Genomic DNA, 23,448 nt, shown 5'->3' with positions numbered 1-23,448 from the left:
ATGAGGATAAAAACTATGCGGGTAGGGATGTTAATGGTGGTGGTGCTGGCAGCGCTGTCATTCGCTGCCGCGGCGGACGAGTTGATGATGCGGAAAGATCATGAGCAACGGTTGAAAGCTTCGGCGCAAAATAATGGCAATGAAGCCAAGTTGGAGCTGATTTCGTTTTACTTGGAGCCCATGCAAGCGATTGACCGAAATGTGTATGCCTCGCGTGATGGTTATCGCGATTTGTTTGCAGCTTATTGCTGGCAGCAGCAGTTGGCTCCGAATGAGGATGTTGCGGACGAGATATTGTTGAAAGCGGAGACCACGCGGCAAACGTTTCAGCGGGAATATTTTGACGCTTGGGCATTGATGCCTATCCCTGCAAATGGCAACTCCGACTTCATGGAAATGGAGGACATTGAAGCGAAATGGCAGGAGCGCTGGGGCAAGGGTGCTGAACCGCAGTACAATCTTATTGGCAAGACGATTCAGCAAAGTATGCCCGAGTTGGCGGCAATTCAACTCACGAGCCCCGCTGATATTCCCGTTGCTGTTGGTAAAGCGGAGGACCTCGCAAATCAATACCCCGATCGTCCCGAGCCCCGAGCTTTTATTGCGCAGATTCGACAGATGCAAGGCAATATGCAGGATGCCGAGTATGCTGCGAAGAACGCACTGAATCTCAACCGGACGCACTATTTAGGCAATATCATTTTGGCGGGTATTGAGATGCGTCGTTACTATCGTGACCATCCGTGTGATTTCGAAATTGCCTGGCAGCGAATGGTGCAAGCCGATACCGCCAACAGTCCATCATTGTTGATGGTAGGCTGGCTGGGTCAGCTTTATAACGCTGGTCCGTTGCCGCATCGGTTCAATGATCTCGATAGGCAAGTTGCGTTGCATGAGGAACAGATGTCGGCGCTGTCCGCTGAAGAGCAACAAAACCTGAAGCAGTTCCGTCAGCAGTTGGACGCAGTAAAGTCGCAGCAAGCACAGCCTTGACGGCAACGCAGTTGCTGGGGACGCAGCAGGTGGGGGGGGTTATTACTACGTGAGCGACAACGACGAATACGGCTTCACCCAAACCGTCAACGAGCTCAACAAAACCAGCCCCGCCTTCCAATAGCATGGGCTAGGTATTTGACGTGATGGGCTGGAGTTCGCTGCGTTGCCTTGGCAACAACGCGATCTCCAAGCCCATAAGCTTGAAGTACTTTTGTAAACTATCGAGGCGCGGGTTGCCATTATCGTTCTCGATGTCACTGACGACTTGTCGACTGAGCCCAAGCAGCTTGCAGACTTCTTCCTGAGTCATCTGCAAACCTTCCGACCGGATCCGTTTTCCCATTTGCCCCATGCTAATAGTTCCGTCCAGCATTTGCTGCACCAATTCAGCCTTCAGCTTGAACCGATCAATTGGCTGCTTTTTACTCATGCGATAAGCCCCCATCGCCGCAATTTCTCAGGCGTTCTAGCGAGTTGAATCGTTGGAAAGTCGCGGATGGCAGTTGGCACATCAAAAGCGACAGATTGATGCGGGAGGTCACTTAATCGCTCAGCAAATTGGCAAAGTTCTTGTTTGAAGAAGCGCGGGTCGCCGTAGTCGCTCAGTGCATCGCAAAGCGCGAGCCATTCGAATTCGGCACCACGCTCAAATGGTTGTGACCACTTGGTTGTACGAATGATTTGCTCCGGATCCGCTCTCATGGGCGCAAAGTCAAATATTGGCGCTAGCTCGGTCGACGTAGCAGTTTTGATGACTGCAATATTCCGGCCATGATTATCCGTATTGCCGAAAATAACATTCAACAAATCACGCTTCAGATATTCAAGCGCTAGTGCTTGCTTGTCTGCTGTGCTGCAAACACTTGCCAATGTGGCAAGTACATCTTCGTGTCTTAACAAGCTACCGGCTGATCGATTCATTAAAGAGTAAACAGACTCGACTCCGTACCGCTCAACCATAGAGCCATGGGCAGTCTGCTGAAACTGTCGATCAAACCTTGGTAACCAAAGCGAGGGGTGTCGTTGCCCTTCGATCAGCAACATTGCTGAGGTATCAATAGTGTTCATTTGTAACCATTTATCGAGAAGGCGATAGTAGGCTCCTTCCGCGCGCAATATATCTTGATGGATAGATTCTTTGCCCCGCGGAAACTTCACTAAATAGTGCGTATCGGCACTGACATCATCCTGTAATGCGTCTATCCAGACTTCGCAGGATGCGTTCATTCGAATCAATAGTTTGGGGGCAATGCCACCCGCTCCTGTTGCACCGCCCGATAGAGCGCCACGACTCTGGGCATAACTCAAGAAGTCATGATCACGTTCCACCACATCGGATTGACTAAAACGCATGCTTTCGAGATTAAAATCTGTGTCCTCTGAAATGTTGCTGAGTGATTCTTTCACTCGAATATTACCTATAGGACTGATAGCGGCTTTTGTGAGGAGTCCAAGAGCCTGTTCGGACTCAGAGGCATCTACGAGGCTGAGACTCTCAAGCCACCTCGCTCGGGCATATCCAGTCGGGATGATATCGTCAAGCAAAGCAGGCCAACTGTTATAGCGAGCAATATCCATAGGATTCACTTCTTGCTTAGACGTATAACTTAGTGAGTGCTTCTCTCCGAAATAGCGAACAGCATAGTCGCGCACGACTTCAATTCGAACAGGGCTGCGGCGGCCGAGTTCGGGCTGGAGCAGTTGCAACTGAAAGCCATCCTGCCACTGACTATCATTGTAAAGTTGTAGTGTTACTAGCATCGTGAGCCTCAATTCATCCCTGTCTAGTAAATTAGTCAAAAACCACGGAATTGTCAATAAATGTCTAGAATAATAGTCATAAATTGAGATTTTGATTATTTCTGACTAATATAGTAGACGTTAATTGGTTGGTGGTGAACAGTGAATGACAAATCGCTATTCGCTGTTTGCTATTAGCTAGGAGCTAGGAGCGTGTGTGTTTGATGCATGTGAACACCATTTTCCGAGGTGGCCTCCAACATACATACTCATTTGCATGATGGAGCGAGACAGAAACATTTCGATGATGAATATAGCTTCGAACAAGCCCATTCTCTTGCTGCCGCTCGCGGACTGAGCAAAGTTGCATCTGATCGGTGATTTGCCACGTACCTAGAATTTTGGGGAATAGGGAAATCATAGGATGCTTTGGCTAGCAGCGGCTTTATTGGCGGTAGATGTGAGTGGTGCGGCGGTTGCGTCCACGCAGAGTTTGGCGAATTCGAATGCCGCAGAGAGTGAGTGGTTTGTGTCGACCGACTTGGTATTCCAGAGCCAGGCTGGCGCGCATGGGTGGCGGCTGTTCATTGAGGGCAATAGCTCGCCGCACCGCAATGGCGTGAGTGAGCTATTCCCGCAAGCGAATGCGGATGTGGGCACTGCGCTCGATTGTCGAGGTAATGGCCGTCTGCAAGTATCGGAGTTGGTGTATGTATTTCAGCATAACGCTCGTGCTGTTGAAGTGGGTTTGATGGACTTGACCGGCTACTTTGACCTTGGCCGTATTGCGAATGACGAAACCACTCAGTTTATGGCAGCCGATCTCACCAATAATCCGGTTATTGCCTTTCCGGATTACACACTCGGTATTTATGTTGAACAACAGATTACCGATAAGCTCACGTGGAAAACTGCGGTGGCGAGTGCGGTGGGATTGGGTGATACGGCAAAGCGAACCTATGGCGAGCTTTGGGATTTGAATGCCGAGGGGCGGGGTACTTTTGTGATTACTTCACTCGATGCCACTTATCAAAACTGGGAGTTGCGCGGCGGTGCTTGGTTCGCAACCGAGGAGCAAGAGGGCCGAGGCATTTTTGCGACTGCCAGCAGAGCGGTTGGTGCAAGGCATTGGATGATAAGAGCTGGCTTAACGACAAATGACGCCGAACAGAATGACCAATTTGTGGGTATTGCGCATGACTATACGTGGCAACGATGGACGCTCGGTGCTGGTGTGTCGCGTTTGTTCAGTGAATCCGAGGAAAGCCGAACGCAGTTAGAAACCTATCTGCGTTATGCGGCTACCGATGAGCAATTGTTGACGCTGGACGTGCAGCATTTGGATGACGAAATTATTCTGGGTGGTCGACTGACGCTGCTGTGGTGATCAGCAGCGGGCAATGAAAAACGGATTGAGCAGCGAGTCTTTTTGATTGTAGCGCAGCGGTTCACCGGTCAGGTCATGCATGTCGAGCCCGACACCGAGCAAGACCGCATGGGCTGCAGCCGTGTCCCATTCGGAGGTCAGACCCAAGCGCGGGTATAAGTCAGCTAAGCCTTCTGCCAGCATGCAGATTTTGAGGCTACTGCCCATGGGTACGAGTTCATAGGGTTGATCTAAGTGCGACAGAAACTCTGCCATGTCTGGCGATTGATGCGACCGCGAACCTACCACCCGCAGCACCGACCCCGCTGGACGCGGTGCTCGCAGTTCATGGCAGGTGCCGAGTAACGAGTCATTGAGCCAACTGGCTTGACCGCGCACGCCCGAATAGAGTTTGTCTAAAGCAGGGGCGTAGACCACACCTAAAATAGGAACACCGTTTTCAATCAAGGCAATGTTGACGGTGAACTCACCGTTGCGTTTGATAAATTCTTTGGTGCCATCGAGTGGATCGACTAACCAGTAACGATCCCAAGTGCGTCGCTCTGACCAGTCAACGAGAGCCGATTCTTCGGATAACACTGGCAATGCCGCCAGCTCCTTGTCAGCAAGCGCCGCCAAACCTTCTACAATACGATGATGGGCTTGCAAATCGGCTTGCGTGAGCGGGCTATCGTCTCCCTTGACCGATACCGCTGCCCGCTCGGCAAAATCGGGCGCATTATAAATGCCCATAATAGCTTTGCCTGCAGCTACAGCAATGGCTTCGATTCCTTTCAATACATCTGGCTTCTGCATAAAGTCCCTTTCAGCTCGATTCGTTTGGTTAGCTTGAATGTACCATATTTTCGCCGTAGTTGAGGAGGTCTGCGAGCGGCATAGGGCGGGCGAAGTAGTAGCCTTGCATGCGGTCGCATCCGAGCGCAGTGAACATCTCGACTTGCTCTTTGGTTTCGATGCCTTCGACGACGACCCATTGATCCAATTGTTTACAGATCGAGATGATATTACCGACTAGGGTTCGCTGCCGCTCATTGATATCGAGGTCACGGGTGAAAGCGCGATCTATCTTGATGATATTCACCGGCAGCGTATTCAGATAGGACAGGTTCGAGAAGCCCGTACCAAAATCATCAATCGCTAATTGACAGCCCAGAGCACGCAAGCGCTCTAGCAGCGATTCTGTTGATTTCTGTTGCTCGAACATACCACTCTCGGTGAGCTCTAAGCAGAGCCTTTGCGGATTGACTTTGTAGTTGCGTAAGCAACTGCCGAGGAAGTGTGCAAAATCGTATCGTTTCAATTGCTGCGAGGAGACATTGACGGAAACTTGCAGCTGTTGCAGCAGGGGCGTGTTCTGAATGTCCTTCAACACGCGATGCAGCACTTGCTCACCCACTTGGATAATTTGACCGCTTTGCTCGGCAATCGGGATAAACAATGCGGGTGGCATAAACTCGCCATCTTGTTGCCAACGGACCAAGCTTTCCACCCCAATCATTTCGCCAGAGCTGACATCAATGACCGGTTGGTAATAGACTTCCAGTCCATTGCGATCGAGCACTGCTTGCAGCTGATTACGCATCATAAAGGTGCGACGATAGTTCTCCGCCATATCATCGACAAAGTAGCGATAGGTGTTACCGCCCGCATTTTTTGCTTCCGACATCGCAACATCGGCTAATTGCACCAGCTGCTTCGGATCAATGTCGCCTTTATCTGATTCTGCGATACCAATACTGGCCGACACAAAGGCTTCAAAACCATTGACCAAATAGGGCATGCGAATGCGCTTGAGTAGCATCATGGCCAGTACGTCGAGCTGCTCCCGATTGGTATTGCGTACATGCACAATAAATTCGTCAGCACCAAAGCGCGCGATTTGTGCTGAGGGCGGTAAAGACTTCTTAATGCGAGCGCCGACTTCGGCTAATACTTTATCGCCATGTTCGTGACCGAAGCTGTCGTTCAGTGGTTTAAAGCCGTCGAGGTCGATAAAGATAATCGCATTCGCTCGTCGAATGCCTTCTTTACAGGCGCCAACCGCAATAATATCGTCGTGGAACGCGTCTCGCCGCAGTAAGCCAGTAATGTCATCAAAGCGGGCAATATCACTGATGCGTTGCTTCTCAATCCGCAGACGGCGACTGTTGTCGGATGCCAAGATTAATGTGGCGCAGAATGCGATGGTGAACCACAACAACATTTGATTCAGTTGAGCGTTGTCAAAGAGCGCAGAATAATCTGCTACATAACTGTAAAACAAGCCGGGGTCAGCTGAGTTCAGGATAGACTTTTCGCGCACAATGCCGTGTTGATAGCGCTGTGCTATTTCAACATCAGTGACTGCGGTGAGGTCGCCCCCATCCATCGGTAAAAACAGCGTCGGAGTCAGTGCTAAGAAGGTGTGCAATGGCACGGAATGGATGCTCTGGGGGACTTGCACGATTTCGCGAATGTCGAGGAAAAACAGAATAGAATGACGCACGTTTTCTCTCATGATCGGCAACGCCACGATCATCTTGGGTTTTTCCTCAGCCAGCGAGCGCGACACAATAGCTCTGGACAGCTGCGTAAATCCACTGTGTAGCCAGGCTTGCATGGAATCGGTGGATAGGTATCCATTCTCAAGGTAGTTTTTACCTTGGCCTATGTGCATCAAAACTTTGTGTTCATGGCTGAAAATAAGGATGCCGTCGACCGCTTCAAAATCGGTGTCGAACTGCTTTAAATCACTTTCATAACCATCCGGGAAGAACGGTTCATACATCGATTCCAGTCGTTTTTGAATACGCATAAAAGCGTGTTCATTCATGCTCATTCGTTCATCAATACTGCTTGCGATTTCATCGATACGAGCTTCGGTTTGTTGGGTATACAATCGAATATTTTGCGCTGTAATGACATACCAGACTAGCACGCCAACAACTAAAAATAGCAGTGCTGCCGTTATCACTCTTTTCGGAACGTAGCGTGACTTTTCGGGTAACCGTAAGCGTAAAAACAACGCTATTGCGCCGAGGAACATGCAAATACCCGCAATCGCCATTGCGTTGGGGTTACTAACTCGCGCACCACCTTTCAAAGTCTCGACGTTCGAAGGCGTACCATTGCTCACGGATTCAGTGAGTTGAGGAAACCAAAAGAACAACTGCATCGCGAACACACCGAGCAGTGCCAAGCTCGCGGTATAGAGCCAGAGTTTTCTCCCACCATTCTTATGGATCGGGACAAAGAAGCAGGCGGTAGTCAGTGTAGCCAGCGAGAGTGCCAGAATGAGTGGTAAACGCACCAAACCGGCTGAACCAGTCGTCCAAATTTGCACGATGATGTAACTGACAAATACTGCTAGACCCAGTGCCAGTAACACGAGTATACGATTGCGTTCAAAGAATAATGCAGCCAGACCAAGTCCAAAAAACAGCATCGTTGTACTGCTGTATATGGGTAGTACCGGCATGATTAGATGATCACCCCAAAACCAATACTCAGCAGTGCCAATAGCGCCTACCAGGGTAAACAGGCAGGCGATGCACAAGTACATAGCGACGGCGGCGGAACGGCTGATCCGGTTCAGCATGTGATCCCCAGAATTATTAAAGTCTTAATCTGTCAGTTGTTATATCGGGAATTGCGCTGGAAGTGAATACTTGGGCGTAAATATCCTTACAAAACAGGGTTAAAAAAATGTTTTAATTTTGCTGTTGATGTGATTCAATTCACTCATAAAGATTCAAAAGTAGGTTACAAGGCTCTCTAATGATGTGTTCAAAGCTTCGTTCTATACTGTTGAGTGCCTGTACCCTAGGTTTGCTCGCAATCCCCACAACGTCGGCTCTTACCGCTGAATTGGAGTTGGCGCCAAGCGCTTCAATGAGTCAGCTACAAGTCGGCTCAGAAATTCTCATAGAATTAACAAATCAATCTGAGAGTTTTCGGGTTGAGCAAACCATTCTGAATGCGTCTGGCAGTCGAACTGTGATTGCGAAGCCGGTGGATACTTCGCTCTATGGCTTTTATATCGCCACTTTTTCCGACGACTACACCAGCGCACTCATCAATATTGACGGTGTTGCCTACAATTTAGACAGTGTAGGCACGGAAGGTGATTGGTATTCAGGTGCGAAGCTTAGTTTGGTTGAGCCTAAGGTGACGGTGACCTCTCAAGTGAAACCTAATAAGTCACGTGAACCCGATATCGTCGAACACAACACTGGTTCTCCGACTATTTCTATCCATTTTCATTATAACGATGCTGTTCGCTCTAAATATGGTCTTGGAATGAATGCGCGAATTGAGCATATCGTCAATTCTGCAAACTTCTTTTTAGCAGATAGTGGCGTAGATTTTCGAGTGTCAGCAGAGTGGAGTTATCGACGCTACTCAACTTCGTTCGGATTGAAACGTTCGGTGGATGGTTACATTCGTGATGACCGTTCGCTCCGCTCTGGTTTGAATTTTATGTTCCGGAGAGGGTATGACGCGATGTTTTTGCTGACATCGAAAGATGCAGCAAACGGCGAATGCTCTTGGGCTCCACTTGGCGATCCAGTCACCGAAAATTACGTTGATTATGCTATCTCAGTGTTTTCGATTGATTGTGAGGACGAAACTTTTGTTGAAACCCTCGGTAGAACATTAGGTTTGCAAAGTTCCCACTATGCATACGATTCCGTGAATGGCCCGTACCCGTTTGGATTTGGACATGGCGAAAAAGGTAAGTTTTATACTTTAATGGCGAGATTTGGTGACTTTGTAGGTGAAGGAAATACGAGTCCGAAGAAGATATTTCGCTTCTCATCACCAAGACTTGATTGCGAGGGTTCGCCGTGCGGAGTCCCAGAGGGACAGACCTATGCAGCAGACGCTGTCAAAGTTCTCAACCTTGTTGGACATGCTGCCGCTGATTCGAACAAGCCAATAACTAATTTACGACGACTGCCAGATTTACTTGATCAAATACAAGACGAGCAGTTTGAGAAATGTGTGATGGACTACACATTTCGATATCAAAGCTCATATGTAGCAAGTTGGACTGATCCTTTTGAGTGCAATCGGTCGATCAGTGATTTGAGAGGGCTCTCCTTTTTGACCGGACTTAAGTCCCTCAAACTTACGTTGTCTCGCGGAGCCAAGAACACAGAAGAGCTAGCATCATTGACTCAACTGGAAGAACTCGAACTTACAAGTTCATCTTCTTCCACTGAACTGTTTGATGTCGGACAGCTGGTGAATTTAAAGCGTCTTACATTAGTCAGTTTCACAATAAACAACTTAAGTAGTTTGAATCAATTGAAACTCCTCGAGGAACTGACCATTGGGAACGCTCGAATTGACTTCTCTGAGATCTTGAGCCTAGATGGTATGGTCAGCTTGGAGTCTATTATTTTTTATTCGGTGAATTTTTCTGATTTGGGACTCTTTTCAAAACTAAAGAATCTTGAGTCTGTAATGATTACATCTTCGGATATAAGTGATCTAACACCATTACGAAGCTGGGAATCTAATCCAACAGTTATCGACTTTCGGAGCAATGATATTGAATCGCTAGAAGGTCTCGAGACACATGTGCAGCTCGATAGTCTGTACCTCGATTTTAATAGGTATTTGAAGGATATCGATGCAAGCCGCCATTTGGTAAATCTTCGTATATTTGAACTTTACCAATCGAATGTTGACACCATAGAACCAATTAAAGAGCTCACTGAATTGCGTAGACTTAAAATCACATCGAGGAACGAAACTACGCTCGATTCATTGCCGCAGTTTACTAATTTATATCTTTTAAATATTGAACTGAGTAACGAGTTAACCGATGCGGGACCGCTTATTCTCGCGATGCCACAGTTGGTTGAGAACGCTTTAGCTGAAAATCAACAAGCTGAACTCAAGTATGAGATATACCAATCTCCCTGCTGGCAAAGTGATTATGCTGAATTAGTGGCCAACGATATCGGCATTATTTTTGATTCAGCGTCATGTGATGAATACGGGCGTGATGATGATTACGACGGTGACGGTGTGTCGAATCAAGATGAAATTGATTTGGGTAGGAACCCACTGTTGAGTGATTCGGGCGAGCAACTCAAGAAATGAAAATGCCGCAGAGCAGCAGTAAGGAATAATTATGAAGAATTCGATGAAATTTAGTTTGCTAGCGATTGGTGTAAGCCTGTTCGCCAGCCCTGTTTTAGCCGATACGCAGGCATGGACGTTGAGTAAGAATAAGTCTGACTTGCAACAGCAAGCGGAGCTAGCAGACCAATTAAATGCACCGCGAAATCGATTAGCGCAAGTGAAGAATCAGTACTTCGTCGAGTTGAATACTTCTGAATTGAAGAATTTACAGCGTGGAGATGCCTTGAGCGTCCCGTTGCCCAACGGACTGCAAAACTTTGTTGTCACCAAGCGTGAAGTCAATGCAAGCGGCACGCAATCGATTACGGCCCGTCCGCAGAATCTTGCCGATGGTGGCTTTGCAATTATCACGTTGGGTGAGAATATTTTCCATCTGACCGCTCAGGGCAACGATGTCCTCTACACCGGCCGCGGTATCGACTCGGTCGGGTTATTGGTAGCTGAAACTGACTATAAAGAGCTACTACCCGGTCTCGGTAATGATTTTGATGAGCGAGAGGCACCGCGAAGTTCATCAGGGAACACAGTTCCGCAACATATGCAGCGCAGCAAAACTCGTCAGCAGGTTCCGTTGCAGCAAGAAAATATGCAGGAACAGAATGACGAGACGGCTATGATCGATGTGTTGTTTTACTACACGCCAACGACCAACGATTTGTATAACAACAATCCGCAAAGCCGAATTGACCACATAATTACCATCACCAACTTCATTTTTTCGACCTCGAAGGTGAACGCCCAGATTCGTGGGACGAGTCAAGAAATCGACTACGCGGAGTCGACAGTGGGCGAAGGTCTGGATGATATGACCTATGCACGCAACGGATTTGAGAACATCGGTAATGATCGCTTTTTGGCTGGTGCCGATGCAGTTGCTTTACTGCATCCTATCGATCCTGATGATAACGCTTGCGGTGTAGCTTATGTGCTCGACCCGCGGTCTGCGGGTGCTGGGCAATACGCTCTCAGTGCAAACGGTATTGATTGCCAAGACTATGTGGTGGCGCACGAACTGGGCCACAATTTAGGTCTGAGTCACTCGCGTCGTCAAGGTGACTCCGGGGCAGCTTTTGACTACGGTGTGGGTCACGGTGTGGATGATACTTTTCATACCGTTATGGCGTATCGAAGCGCTTATGATACTGATGCTCCAGCAGTTCCGACCGTAAAATATTTATTTTCGTCGCCAGAGTTAAGTTGTGGGCCCGATTTACCTTGTGGTATTCCGGAGGGGGAGCCTGACTCTGCCGATGCTGCCCGCGCCCTGCGCCCAGTAGTCGGAGCGGCCGCCGCAGCTTATGATGCGGACCCAGATACCACGTTAGCCGTGGACGCAATTGCACAAGTTGCAGATGCTAACTTACGCCAATGTTTAACCGATAGTCAGTCGAGTAACTCGAGCCGGTATGCAGCAGGTTGGACCCAGGCAATTTGTTATGGTGTGCGCGTCGCGGACTTAAGCGGATTAGAACAGTTCGATAATTTGCAGTTGTTTGCTGCGATGGTTGATGCCGATCTCGACCTGTCTGTGTTTGCGGGCATGGAAAACTTAAGAGCCTTAGATTTATATGCGGCAACCGATCGTCGTGGCGAAGTAACGGTAAGCAACTTGTCGGCTTTGGCTGATAAAACAGAGCTGTACTATCTTGGTTTGCAGTATTTGGGTCTAACAGATATCAGCTTCATTGCGAACTTGGTTAATCTCGAAATCGTAATGTTAAATGGCAACCCTATTGCAGACTTCTCACCTTTATATGGCTTGCCAGCGGTGGCCAATCTGAATTTATCAGCGACACAATTTCCGGCTGCTGCTATTAGTAACTTAAGCGGCATGACACAGTTGAGCTCGCTGACGTTGTCGAGCAATGGTTATACCGACTTGTCCGGGGTGACATTCCCGACAGCAGTCGAATATTTAGTGCTAAGCAACAACCAAATAACGGCGGCACCGAATGTAAGTTCGGCTGAATACTTACTATCAATCAATTTACGAAATAATCCGCTGACCACCATTGATGCATTGATTAGCGCAACCAATCTACAAATTCTCGATGTAGGTTACACCGAGCTGGAGGATATTGCCGCGCTGTCAGAAATGTCAATGCTGTCTAGCGTGTATTTGGAAGGGACGAATGTCCGTTCAATAGCAGCAGTTGCAGATATCAATTATCTGATTGAGTTCAATATTTCGAACACGTCAGTGACTGATACAGGACCAGTATTGCTGCATCTTAGTCGTAGCAATCCATATGCAACCTATCAAAGCTTTAGCTTGGCGAACCTCAGTGTGCCATGTTGGCAGCAGGCGTACGGCGAGTCCTTTGTGAATGATAATACCTTTGTGAATTTCAGTGGTACGCAATGTTTTACTGACGACGACTACGCCGATTACGATGGCGATGGTATTGCCAATCTGCTGGAAGTCGACAACGGCTTGAATCCACTGCTCGCCGACTCGGACGGCGATGGTGTGAACGATACCTTAGGTTCGTCCAATGTATTAGACGTTGATGGTGACGGCAAAGCGGACTTGTTTGTTCGTAATACCGATACTTTTTACAACTATGGATTAGGCAGTGTCGATGGCTCAACCAAGCGAGTGGTGTTTGGTTTGAACTCAGGCGACATTCCTGTCTATGGTGACTTTGACGGTGATGGCGTCACGGACATCGCGGTGCGTCGTCCTTCGAGCTTCATGTGGTATGTACAGAATTCTTCTGACCCGGGTCCACGTGGTGACTTTATTCAGCGCGTGCAGTTTGGTCTAGCTGCAGAAGATATCCCGGTTCCAGCAGATTACGACGGTGATGGCATTACCGACTTTGCGGTGCGTCGTCCGTCTACAATGATGTGGTATATCCAAACTTCTTCAGGTGAAGGAGGTGACCGTGGTGACGGCATTATGCGCGTTAACTTTGGTCTTGACCCTGATGATATCCCGGTAGTCGGCGACTACGATGGTGATGGCAAAGCGGACATCGCGGTGCGTCGTCCATCCACACAAATGTGGTACATCCTGAATTCATCCAATGGTGAAATTCAGCGCATTCGCTTCGGTTTAGCCGAGGAAGATATTCCAGTGCCAGCCGACTACGACGGTGATGGCATCATCGACTTAGCGGTACGTCGTCCGTCCACACAAATGTGGTATATCCTCAACTCCAGCGGTGAGCCGGGACCTTATGGTGACGGTATTCAGCGCATCAAATTTGGTCTCGACCCAGCAGATATCCCCATCGTCGATGACTACGATGGTGACGGCAAAGCGGATATCGCGGTGCGTCGTGCGTCCACGCAAATGCAGTACATCCTGACCTCAAGTGGCGAGGGGGGTGAGCGTGGTGATGGCATTATGCGAATTCTCTTCGGTTTGCAGGAGAAATATGTGCCGTTCCAAGCACCCATTCATATTCGCATGCAGATGGTGGAAGCGAATAATCGTTAATTGATGAAAGGGAATTCTCAGTGTTGAAAAGTTTGTATTATTTTTTGATGTTGGCTAGTTGGGCTATGTTAAGCCCTGCTAGCCATGCTAATGAAATCAAAGAACCCTGGAAGATTCTTACTAATGCAAATTTGGTCAACAATCCAGTTGCAGAGAATCAGCTCACAACCGATAGCAGATTGTCGCTATTTGAGAAGGACTATAGTTGGCTCAAGCTGCAAACAGTGACTCTTGAATCACTTGAATTGGAGTCTATGCTCACATTTTCGACTCCAAAGGGTAAATTCGAACTTGAAGTTGAGTCTATTTCTCAAACTGCTAATAAGATTCGAACGATTGTGGCTCGAGATCCGATAGATAACGCATCATTTGCTTTGATGACGATTGGGGAAAATAGATTCAACATTACAATTGTTAACCGAACCGGCAATTATTCAGTTTGGGGCGTTGATGACATAGGTGTGATTTTTTCGGAACACGAAGTTCGCGATCTGACTCTGAGTACGAGCACTAATTACTCCAATATAAATAATGTAGGCGTCATTGATTACAATTCGGGTGAAGATAACACAATATATCCACTGATACTTGGCATGTACTACAACAGTGAATTTGATTTATCAGAGGTTGAAGTACGTGTCCGTCATTTAGCCAGTTTGGCAAATGAGGCTCTTACTGCATCTAATACAAATTTGTATATTGAGGATGTCATTTTTGAGTCAGTAGACGGTAATTTCCCGAGACTGGTTTCAGCCTTATCTGACCTAGAAAATCCAAGCGGGAATATTTATGACGGATTAGGCAAAGTACCTCTACATCGAGGGGAATTTGGAATTGATTTTGCGTTTTTTATTGGAGAGCGTGACCATGATGGTACCTGCAGTGCGCAGAATCGAGCATTATCGCCAGAGCAACTAAATACGCGTTTCCACTCGGCTATTGCATTTAACTGTGACGATGCAGTTTTAGCTCATTCTATGGCTGCCGTGTATGGCGTTTTAGCCAGCAGAAGTTCAAGGTTTCCTGACCCGAGTGGGTATCACTACGCATTCGGTGCAAGCAGTGTTTTTTATACAATCGGCACAACTGCAAAACTGTACACAGATTTTATAACCCAGCAACCGCCAGAGTTGGTCTACCGCTTTTCAAATCCTGACCAATTATGTTTTGGAGTGCCTTGTGGGGTCCCAAAGGGCGACACCGAACCCGCTGATTCAGCGGCTTGGTTGCGAGAGCATGCAAATTTTATTGCAACTACCTACGAACCGAGACGAGGGCGTATCAGCGATCATATTGATCAAGTTGAAGATAGCGTTATTCGAAGTTGTATTGAGCGAAATTATTTAGAAAAAGTGGTCTGGCTGGAAGATTTTGAAACACTGGAATGTGGAGGCACAGCTCAAGCTCCTATAAACACTTTATCTGGCTTAGAGCATTTTGAGTTTTTGACTCAAGTTCGGTTGTATCTTCACGCGGAAACAACTGATGTAACACCACTCTCTAAATTGGTTAATTTAGAATCACTAGACCTCCGACTGACCGGAACTATGCCGAACAAGCCGAAGCTGGATGGTACAGATAGTCTTGCTAACCTTATTAATTTGAAGTACCTGACCTTAAATGGGCTAGAACTTGAAAACCTAAATTTCTTGCAAGGTTTAAAATCATTGATTCAATTGGAAATTGATTGGTCTCAGATCGCTAGTTTTGATGGTTTATTATTTGCAGAAACTGTCGAAAACTTAGAAATACGCTCGTCAGGACTAGAAGACTCATCAGTATTATCAAAACTGTTTAATTTAAAGGTGCTTGACTTAACATCCAATAACCTGGATGAACTTAATGGGTTATCTGAATTGATTAACTTGCGAATCCTTAATGCTGAATACAATCAGATTGCTAGTGTTTCAGGTTTAGCCAAACTCAATAATATTGAGGATATAAACCTTAGACGAAATAAATTGACGGCTTTGGTGGGTCTCGATAACAAACCAAACTTGAGGACGTTGAAATTGATCGATTCAGATCTACTCACAGATATTACGTCACTCAATAACTTACCAAAGGCGGAAGAAGTCTTTATTGGTAGCGAAGTTCTAAATGATTTTTCAGCACTTTTGTTGCAGCTAAAGGGCATCGCTGCGGATTCCAATCGATCTTTCCATTTTATTATGGGCGGCCCTGGTTATTGTTGGCAGCAAAATTATGCGAAGCGATACACCGACTATGACTTTGGGCGAATCAGACTTTCTGGTTTGCAGCTTGCTTGTGATAGCTCTGATGAGAGTAATGACTTTGATAGTGATGGTGTTACAAACGCCGAGGAGATTGCGATTGGCACTGATCCGTTTCGTGTTGATCATTCAGAGCCGGAGCCGGAGCCGGAGCCTGAGCCAGAACCTGAACCTGAGCCAGAAATGCCTGCGGCGGTGGTGACAGGGATGTTGGACCGTGACGGTGACGGTAAAGCGGACATTTTCGTGCGCAACACGGACACGTTCTATAACTACGGACTAGCGAGCGCTGATGACGCTATCAAGCGGTTGGTATTCGGACGAAATTCAGAAGATATTCCGCTCTACGGTGATTTTGATGGGGACGGCAAGACGGATATTGCCATGCGTCGCCCGTCTACTCACATGTGGTATGTGGCGAATTCGTCGGATCCTGGTGCGCAGGGCGACTATATCCAGCGCGTGAAGTTTGGATTAGCGGCAGAAGATATTCCGGTGGTTGCGGATTACGACGGTGATGGGAAGACCGACTTTGCGGTGTATCGTCCATCGACCAAAATGTGGTACATCCTGACGTCAAGCGGTGAGGGTGGAAACCGTGGTGATGGCATTATGCGCGTTCGTTATGGCTTGTATGACGGCGACATTCCGGTCACCGGTGACTTTGATGGTGATGGCAAGGCGGATATTTCGGTACGTCGTCCATTTACCCAAACGTGGCATATTCTGCGCTCCAGTGATGGCCAAGAGCAAGTGATTAGCTTTGGCTTAGCGGAAGAAGATATCCCAGTACCAGCCGATTACGATGGCGATGGTATTACGGATATTGCAGTGCGTCGTCCGTCCACACAAATGTGGTATATCCTCAACTCCAGCGGTGAGCCGGGACCTTATGGTGACGGTATTCAGCGCATCAAATTTGGTCTCGACCCAGCAGATATCCCCATCGTCGATGACTACGATGGTGACGGCAAAGCGGATATCGCGGTGCGTCGTGCGTCCACGCAAATGCAGTACATTCTCACCTCGAGTGGTGAGGGTGGTGATCGCGGTGATGGCATCATGCGCGTGCGCTTCGGTTTGCAGGAGAAGTACGTACCGTTCCAAGCTCCGATTCATATTCGCATGCAGATGGTGGCAGCGAATAATTAGTAAAGTGAAAATCAGCAAAATATTAAGACTGTTGGTGAGTGATAGTAAGGAAAAACTATGATCAGTTCGATGAGAGTTGGGTTTACGGCCCTAGTGATATTCGCATGCTTCACGGCCGTTCCAGCATTTGCTGATGTCAAAGTATGGAAGCTAAGTAAAAACCAAGATGAAGTAAAACACGTTAACAAGCTGGTTGAGCAGTTAAACGCTCCATCAAATCGATTAGCTAGAGTAAAAAACCAATATTTTGTTGAGCTAAATACAGCCGAATTAAAGCTCGTGCAGCGTGGAGATCAGTTAACTGTTCCATTACCTAATGGTGTGCAGAATTTGGTAGTGACGAAACGCCAAGTAAACTCGAGTGGAACACAATCACTCACAGCACGAGTAAAAAACTCCTCGGAAAGTGGATTCGTTATCATTACGTTGGGCAAACAAACTTTCCACATAACCGCGCAAGCCAGCGGCAGAACATACACGGGACGCGGCGAGGAGTCTGTTGGAATATTGGTTGCTGAGTCTGACTATCAACAACTTCTACCTGGAGTAGAGCTAGACGAGATAGCGATTACAGATTCGCCTTCACAGATAGAACTTGAGAAGTACTTGCCCTTAACCAGTGCAAGCGGAGACATCTTCACATCTCATGAACTTGATCAGCAGAGCGCAGATGAAACCGTAATTATTGATGTCCTATTTTATTTCACACCCGAAGTTCGCGAATTACTGAACAACGAGCCGCAAAGTCGCATTGATCATTTGATCACTGTCACTAATTTCATTTTCTCGCAGTCTCGGACGAATACTCAAATTCGAGGCCGGAGTATTGAGGTCGACTATTCGGGTATAACAACTCAAGATGGCTTGTCTGATATGTTCCAGAAGCGCAATGGCTTTGAGAATATAGTTGACGACCGATTTTTAAATGGCGCTGATACCGTTGTACTGTTGTTGCCAATCAATTTGAGTGAGGTTAGGTGCAGTGCTGGTTATACTCGCAATCCGCTTGTCAGATACGCTGCCGATTATGCGTTGAGCGCAATGGGTTATGATTGTGGCGATAGAGCGGTTGCACATGGGTTGGGTCATAATTTAGGGTTGATGCACTCACGCGATGAGCAACAAATTGGCGCAGCATTTGAGTTTGGTGTCGGATATGGTGTTGATGATGAGTTTTACACCACAATGGCCTCTGCTCGATTCTTCTATACTGGAATAAGAGAACCCGATTACAAGTTTATTTTTTCAACGCCAGATTTGTATTGCGGTACTAACCTGCCCTGTGGGATAGCAGAAGGTGAGCCAGATTCAGCCGATGCCACTAAGGCCATACGTTTAGTAGCAGACAGAGTTGCTTCATTTTATGATGAGAATCCAGATACCACTCTAGCGACCGACGCGATCGCTCAAGTGGCCGATCCAAATCTAAGAAACTGCTTAATTGAAAATGAATCAAGTAATCAGAGTCAATATGCGGCAGGTTGGCAGTTTCTAGACTGCTACGCATTCCGTATTGCAGACTTATCTGGTCTGGAAAGCTTTAAGAACTTGAGAATATTTACTGCGTACGTTAGCGAGGATATAGATTTATCAGCGCTATCCGGCATGAACAACTTAGAATTTCTATATCTGAGCCCTACTCGAGAGAAGTTGGGTCAAATTACTTTAACTAATCTCGATGCCTTAGCCGGTCTCACCAGTTTGTCTTCTCTTACTCTGGAATACTTTGGCATTACAGATATAAGCTTTTTAACTAATATGAAGCAGCTTGTGTCTGTGGTGTTGCGAGGTAATCCGATTGAAAATTTCGACCCGATTTTTAGTCTCTACAATCTGCAGATACTCGATCTAGCGAGTACCAACTTTCCAAGTTCGCTAGTGGGTAATTTTCGAGATATGACTGAGCTCTTTCAACTCATTCTCTCTCAGAACAATATGACCGAAATAGTGGCTGCTGAATTCCCAAGTAGTCTAGAGAATTTAGATTTGTCAGAAAATCAATTGCTTGAAGTGCCAAATATCGACTCGGCAGAACAATTGCGAGAGTTGCTTCTGACCAGTAATCCATTGATAAATATTGATAATTTAGCCAATGCTGTGAGTCTACGCACGTTGAGTTTAGTTGGCGCGAATATAGATGATATTTCAGTACTGAGCCGATTGAATCAGTTGAGGGCTCTAAGTATTGTTCATACCAAGGTGAGTAATATCGAAGTGGTCCGTAAGTTCACTGAACTTAATCGAATTGTTGTTTCACATACTCCGGTTTCAGATATTAGCCCAGCACTGATTCATCTCAGTGATGACGTTTCACCGAGTTTTTTGAGAGATTATTTTGGTTTTGACTCGCTAGTTATTCCCTGTTGGCAGAAAGCGTATGGTGAAGCATTGCGAAGTGATGTGAAAACTGTGAGCTTCAATAATACATCGTGCATTACTGACGAAGACTATTCTGATCATGATGGGGATGGGATCGCTAACATTGTAGAAGTTAATTTTGGACTCAATCCTCTTTCTAGTGACTCGAATGGCGATGGTATCGACGACACATTAGCTTCCTCTATAAGTTTGGATGCAGATGGTGATGGCAAGGCAGATTTGTTTGTTCGCAACACAGATACTTTTTTTAACTACGGTTTTGCAAGTGAAAATAGTGATATACAGCGTGTAGTTCTGGGTAAAAACTCGAAGGACATTCCGGTATTTGGTGATTTTGACGGAGATGGACGCACTGATATAGGGGTGCGTCGACCGTCCACTTCTATGTGGTATGTCAAGAGTTCGTCTACACCGGGGACGCGCGGTGACTTTATTCAGCGAATAAAGTTTGGATTGGCTCCAGAGGATATACCGGTATTGGCTGACTATGATGGTGACGGTATTACTGATTTTGCTGTATATCGGCCTTCGAATCACATCTGGTACATCAAGCCTTCAAGCGGCGGCGATATTATGGAGATGAGTGTTGGTGCGAATGACGGCGACATTCCTGTTACTGGTGATTTTGATGGTGATGGCAAAGCGGATATTGCGATTCGTCGGCCGTCTACTCATACGTGGCATATTTTACGCTCCAGTGATGGTCAGGAGCAGGTGATTAGTTTTGGTCTAGCGGAAGAAGATATCCCAGTACCAGCGGACTATGACGGTGATGGCATTACGGACTTAGCCGTACGTCGTCCGTCCACACAAATGTGGTACATCCTCAATTCCAGCGGCGAGCCGGGACCTTATGGTGACGGTATTCAGCGCATTAAATTTGGTCTCGACCCCGCGGACATTCCCATCGTCGATGACTACGATGGCGACGGCAAAGCGGATATCGCAGTGCGTCGCCCCTCCACGCAAATGCAGTACATCCTGACTTCGAGTGGTGAAGGTGGTGACCGCGGTGATGGCATCATGCGCGTGCGCTTCGGCTTGCAGGAGAAGTATGTGCCATTCCAAGCACCGATTCATATTCGTATGCAGATGGTGGAAGCAGCGAACGAGCGCTGACATAAAAAGGCCGGCAATGGTGACATTGCCGGCTAAGTTAGAAGTTCGGAGACAGACATTTCAGACAGACATTTCTAATAAGAAACAGCCTCTTTTATTTAGCCCAAAAACTGAACAAATCACAACCTGAAATTCGCACTAATTATTCCAGTGTGTATAACAAAAATGCTGCAATTAGATATGACTCTTATCTGGTTCCTGTGCATTGAATAATGCCCGATTTCATTGTAAAACAAAGACTCATGTTGTAGCTAAAAGGAAGCTTGTATGACGTTAAGGAGTTTATCTCTACGTTTTACCGGCATAGTTGCACTCATGTTTTCCAGTTCTGTTGTTGCAGCAGATTTGTGGTCACTAACAAAGTTAGCGGATACATCACAAACATCGCAACGGGTTGCAGAAGTGGTGATTAACGATGCAGTACTTGAGGCAATCATGGTGGGTGAGTCGGTAACGATACCGATGCCAAGTAAACGCGCAGACTTTCAGTTGTCGATGGTCACGCGTCATCAAGGCGGTGGAACGTCATTTATGGGGTATTCGCCACCAAATCATCGCATTCAATTCAGCAACAGGTTCGGTGATTTTGATGTGAAATTGCAGTCCGGTGATCAAAATTACGTTGTGGTAGCGGAAAATGAGCGACTATTCCTGGTATTACAGTAGACACGGAATCGTCATCTAGCTGGAACAAACTGCTAATAAAGAGCCTATTACTCAAAAAGTGATAGGCTTTTTTGTTTTAGCTCAATGCGTTATTCATTGAATATCATGGCGGCTAGGCGAGAACGACTACTTTTCGGTTGTATTCACAGGCCACGAGTGTAAAATTTCGGTAACGACTGCGTTACAAGCTTGTCGTGGTAAGCTCACGATATCCATACTAGTCAAGAAGATACGCAGTGGCGCTCGATTACGAGTCTTTTTAGGGATTGTTCAGCAGGATGTTGTGCGCGTGAATCTATTGCTCGGGTTGTTACAGTTACCTCGCTCGATCAAGCGAATTGTGTCGGTAGCTATCGACGTTTCGGTTCTCTTGTTCGCTTTGGTCATAGCTTATGGCCTTGAATTCGGTCCGCGCATCCCGCCCGCGTGGGGGCTTTGGCTACTTCTGTATTTGGTGATCGCGCTCAGCTCAACAGTCGTTTTTATTAAATTGGGTTTGTACCGCGCAGTCGTGCGTTATGTCTCTACCCGAGCCCTGTTGCAGGTGCTGATTGGAGTTCTCTTCTCCACATTCGTTTTAGTTGTTGGTTTACTCGTCCTCAAGTTACAACTACCCGCCAATGCCATTATCAATTTCGCGCTGATTTCGTTGCTCTTGATTGGTGGCGCGCGCGTAGCCATGCGTGAGCTTTATCAACGCCTAGTGACCCGCCGCAAAGAAGCGGTATTGATCTACGGCGCGGGTTCAGCCGGTCGGCAATTGGCTCAAGCTTTATTTAATGGCGAACAGTTTCATCCGATTGCGTTTATAGATGACGATGCCACCTTGCAACGTTCTACATTACTCGGCTTAGCGGTCATTGATCCGAGTCAAGTTGAGGCAGTCATTAGTAAGAGCCAAATCAGCCGTATTTTATTGGCACTGCCCAGCAGTAGTCGGAATGTGCGCCGACAAATACTCGAGAGTCTGCAAGGTTTCAACATCAAGATTCAAACCATTCCAGGTATGGCCGATATGGTCAATGGTGAGATGGGTATCGATGAGCTCCGTGACGTCAATATTGAGGATTTGCTCGGGCGGGATCCCGTTGAGCCTGATCCGGTATTGATGCAAAAGCATATTCGCGGGAAAGTGGTGCTTATTACGGGAGCAGGCGGCTCAATCGGCTCGGAGTTGTGTCGCCAAATAGTCTATCTCAAGCCAACCAAATTAGTGCTTTACGATATTTCTGAGTACAACCTCTACGCTATTGATGCCGAATTACGTGAGTTGTGTGTGCGGTTTGGCCAGAAAGTCGAAATTTTCCCCATTATCGGTACCGTGCAGCGTCGCAATCGGATTGAGCGAGTGATGCGTTCGTTTCAAGTGAATACCGTGTTTCATGCTGCGGCCTATAAACATGTGCCACTGGTCGAATTTAATATGGTCGAAGGGGTGCGCAACAATGTGTTTGGTACCTGGCATACGGCAGAGGCCGCATTGGCCGCTGGTGTCGACCAGTTTGTGTTGATCTCGACCGACAAGGCCGTGCGCCCCACCAATGTAATGGGCGCCACTAAACGGATTGCTGAGTTGGTTTTGCAGGGCATGGCGCAGCGCGATATCAGTATGCAAATTTGTATGGTGCGATTTGGCAATGTGCTGGGTTCGTCCGGCTCAGTCGTGCCGTTGTTTAAACGCCAAATTGAGCAGGGTGGCCCGATTACGGTAACCCACCCCGACATTACCCGCTACTTTATGACGATTCCTGAAGCGGCCCAGCTTGTGATCCAGGCCAGTACGATGGGCAACTCAGGCGCGGTGTTTGTGCTCGACATGGGTGAGCCAGTGAAGATTGTGGATATGGCGAAGAAAATGATTCGCTTATCGGGTTTGGAGCTGCGCACCGAAGATCACCCTGTGGGCGACATTGATATTGTCTATACGGGATTGCGGCCCGGTGAAAAGCTGTACGAAGAGTTATTGATTGGCGATAATGTCGAGAAATGCGACCATCCACGCGTGATGCGAGCGAATGAAACTTGCCTACCTTGGCCTGAAATCGCTACACTGCTCGACACATTGGATGGACACTGCAATACATTTGCTATTGAAGCATTGCGTGACACTATTCTTGCGGCCCCAGCAGGCTACGCGCCTACTGATAAAGGTATTAATGATTTGCTTTGGCAACACAGTGATAAACGAGGTTAAA

At 47.2% G+C, this 23,448-nt stretch carries 12 protein-coding genes; 8 read left to right on the top strand and 4 right to left on the bottom strand.

Translation table 11 applies throughout. From position 1 onward, the window contains the following. Nucleotides 1-15: 15 nt before the first annotated feature. Nucleotides 16-993, top strand: coding sequence for a hypothetical protein (locus CWE22_RS05405; protein WP_169930329.1), 978 nt, complete (start codon nucleotides 16-18; stop codon nucleotides 991-993). A 130-nt stretch (nucleotides 994-1,123) separates the two neighbouring features. Here CWE22_RS05405 and CWE22_RS05400 read toward each other — a convergent pair whose 3' ends face one another. Then, nucleotides 1,124-1,426, bottom strand: coding sequence for a helix-turn-helix transcriptional regulator (locus CWE22_RS05400; protein WP_169930328.1), 303 nt, complete (start codon nucleotides 1,424-1,426; stop codon nucleotides 1,124-1,126). Beyond that, a complete protein-coding gene (locus CWE22_RS05395) occupies nucleotides 1,423-2,757 on the bottom strand; it encodes a HipA domain-containing protein (RefSeq protein ID WP_169930327.1) in 1,335 nt (444 codons plus the stop codon). The genes CWE22_RS05400 and CWE22_RS05395 overlap by 4 nt, the downstream gene beginning before the upstream one ends. A 403-nt stretch (nucleotides 2,758-3,160) precedes the next feature. Between CWE22_RS05395 and CWE22_RS05390 the strand changes: the two genes are divergently transcribed. After that, the gene (locus CWE22_RS05390; RefSeq protein ID WP_169930326.1) at nucleotides 3,161-4,123 is read left to right on the top strand and encodes a hypothetical protein; all 963 of its coding nucleotides are present in this window, start codon (nucleotides 3,161-3,163) and stop codon (nucleotides 4,121-4,123) included. Here CWE22_RS05390 and cysQ read toward each other — a convergent pair whose 3' ends face one another. Continuing rightward, the gene (gene cysQ / locus CWE22_RS05385; protein WP_169930325.1) at nucleotides 4,124-4,918 is read right to left on the bottom strand and encodes a 3'(2'),5'-bisphosphate nucleotidase CysQ; all 795 of its coding nucleotides are present in this window, start codon (nucleotides 4,916-4,918) and stop codon (nucleotides 4,124-4,126) included. 28 nt (nucleotides 4,919-4,946) lie between these two features. Continuing rightward, on the bottom strand, nucleotides 4,947-7,700 hold the full coding sequence (locus tag CWE22_RS05380) for a putative bifunctional diguanylate cyclase/phosphodiesterase (protein ID WP_169930324.1): 2,754 nt from the start codon (nucleotides 7,698-7,700) through the stop codon (nucleotides 4,947-4,949). 398 nt (nucleotides 7,701-8,098) lie between these two features. Here CWE22_RS05380 and CWE22_RS05375 point away from each other — a divergent pair, with 398 nt between their 5' ends. From CWE22_RS05375 to CWE22_RS05350, 6 genes are all read left to right on the top strand, one after another. Further along, entirely contained in the window at nucleotides 8,099-10,216 is a 2,118-nt protein-coding gene (locus CWE22_RS05375; protein ID WP_169930323.1) for a leucine-rich repeat domain-containing protein, read from the top strand. Nucleotides 10,217-10,247: 31 nt separating this feature from the next. After that, nucleotides 10,248-13,703, top strand: coding sequence for an FG-GAP-like repeat-containing protein (locus CWE22_RS05370; RefSeq protein WP_169930322.1), 3,456 nt, complete (start codon nucleotides 10,248-10,250; stop codon nucleotides 13,701-13,703). 254 nt (nucleotides 13,704-13,957) lie between these two features. Continuing rightward, complete coding sequence (locus tag CWE22_RS05365) at nucleotides 13,958-17,089, top strand: FG-GAP-like repeat-containing protein (protein WP_169930321.1); 3,132 nt, start codon at nucleotides 13,958-13,960, stop codon at nucleotides 17,087-17,089. Between the two features lie 57 nt (nucleotides 17,090-17,146). Continuing rightward, nucleotides 17,147-20,587, top strand: a complete 3,441-nt coding sequence (locus CWE22_RS05360; protein ID WP_169930320.1) for an FG-GAP-like repeat-containing protein — start codon at nucleotides 17,147-17,149, stop codon at nucleotides 20,585-20,587. 267 nt (nucleotides 20,588-20,854) lie between these two features. Beyond that, on the top strand, nucleotides 20,855-21,253 hold the full coding sequence (locus CWE22_RS05355; protein ID WP_169930319.1) for a hypothetical protein: 399 nt from the start codon (nucleotides 20,855-20,857) through the stop codon (nucleotides 21,251-21,253). Between the two features lie 289 nt (nucleotides 21,254-21,542). Beyond that, complete coding sequence (locus CWE22_RS05350; protein ID WP_169930318.1) at nucleotides 21,543-23,447, top strand: polysaccharide biosynthesis protein; 1,905 nt, start codon at nucleotides 21,543-21,545, stop codon at nucleotides 23,445-23,447. The last annotated feature ends 1 nt before the right edge of the window (nucleotide 23,448 follow it).

The organism is Pseudidiomarina aestuarii (genome assembly GCF_003987355.1).
Classification (GTDB): Bacteria; Pseudomonadota; Gammaproteobacteria; order Enterobacterales; family Alteromonadaceae; genus Pseudidiomarina; species Pseudidiomarina aestuarii.
The sequence above is the reverse complement of the archived record's forward strand: the minus strand, read 5'-3'. Positions and strand labels throughout refer to the sequence as shown.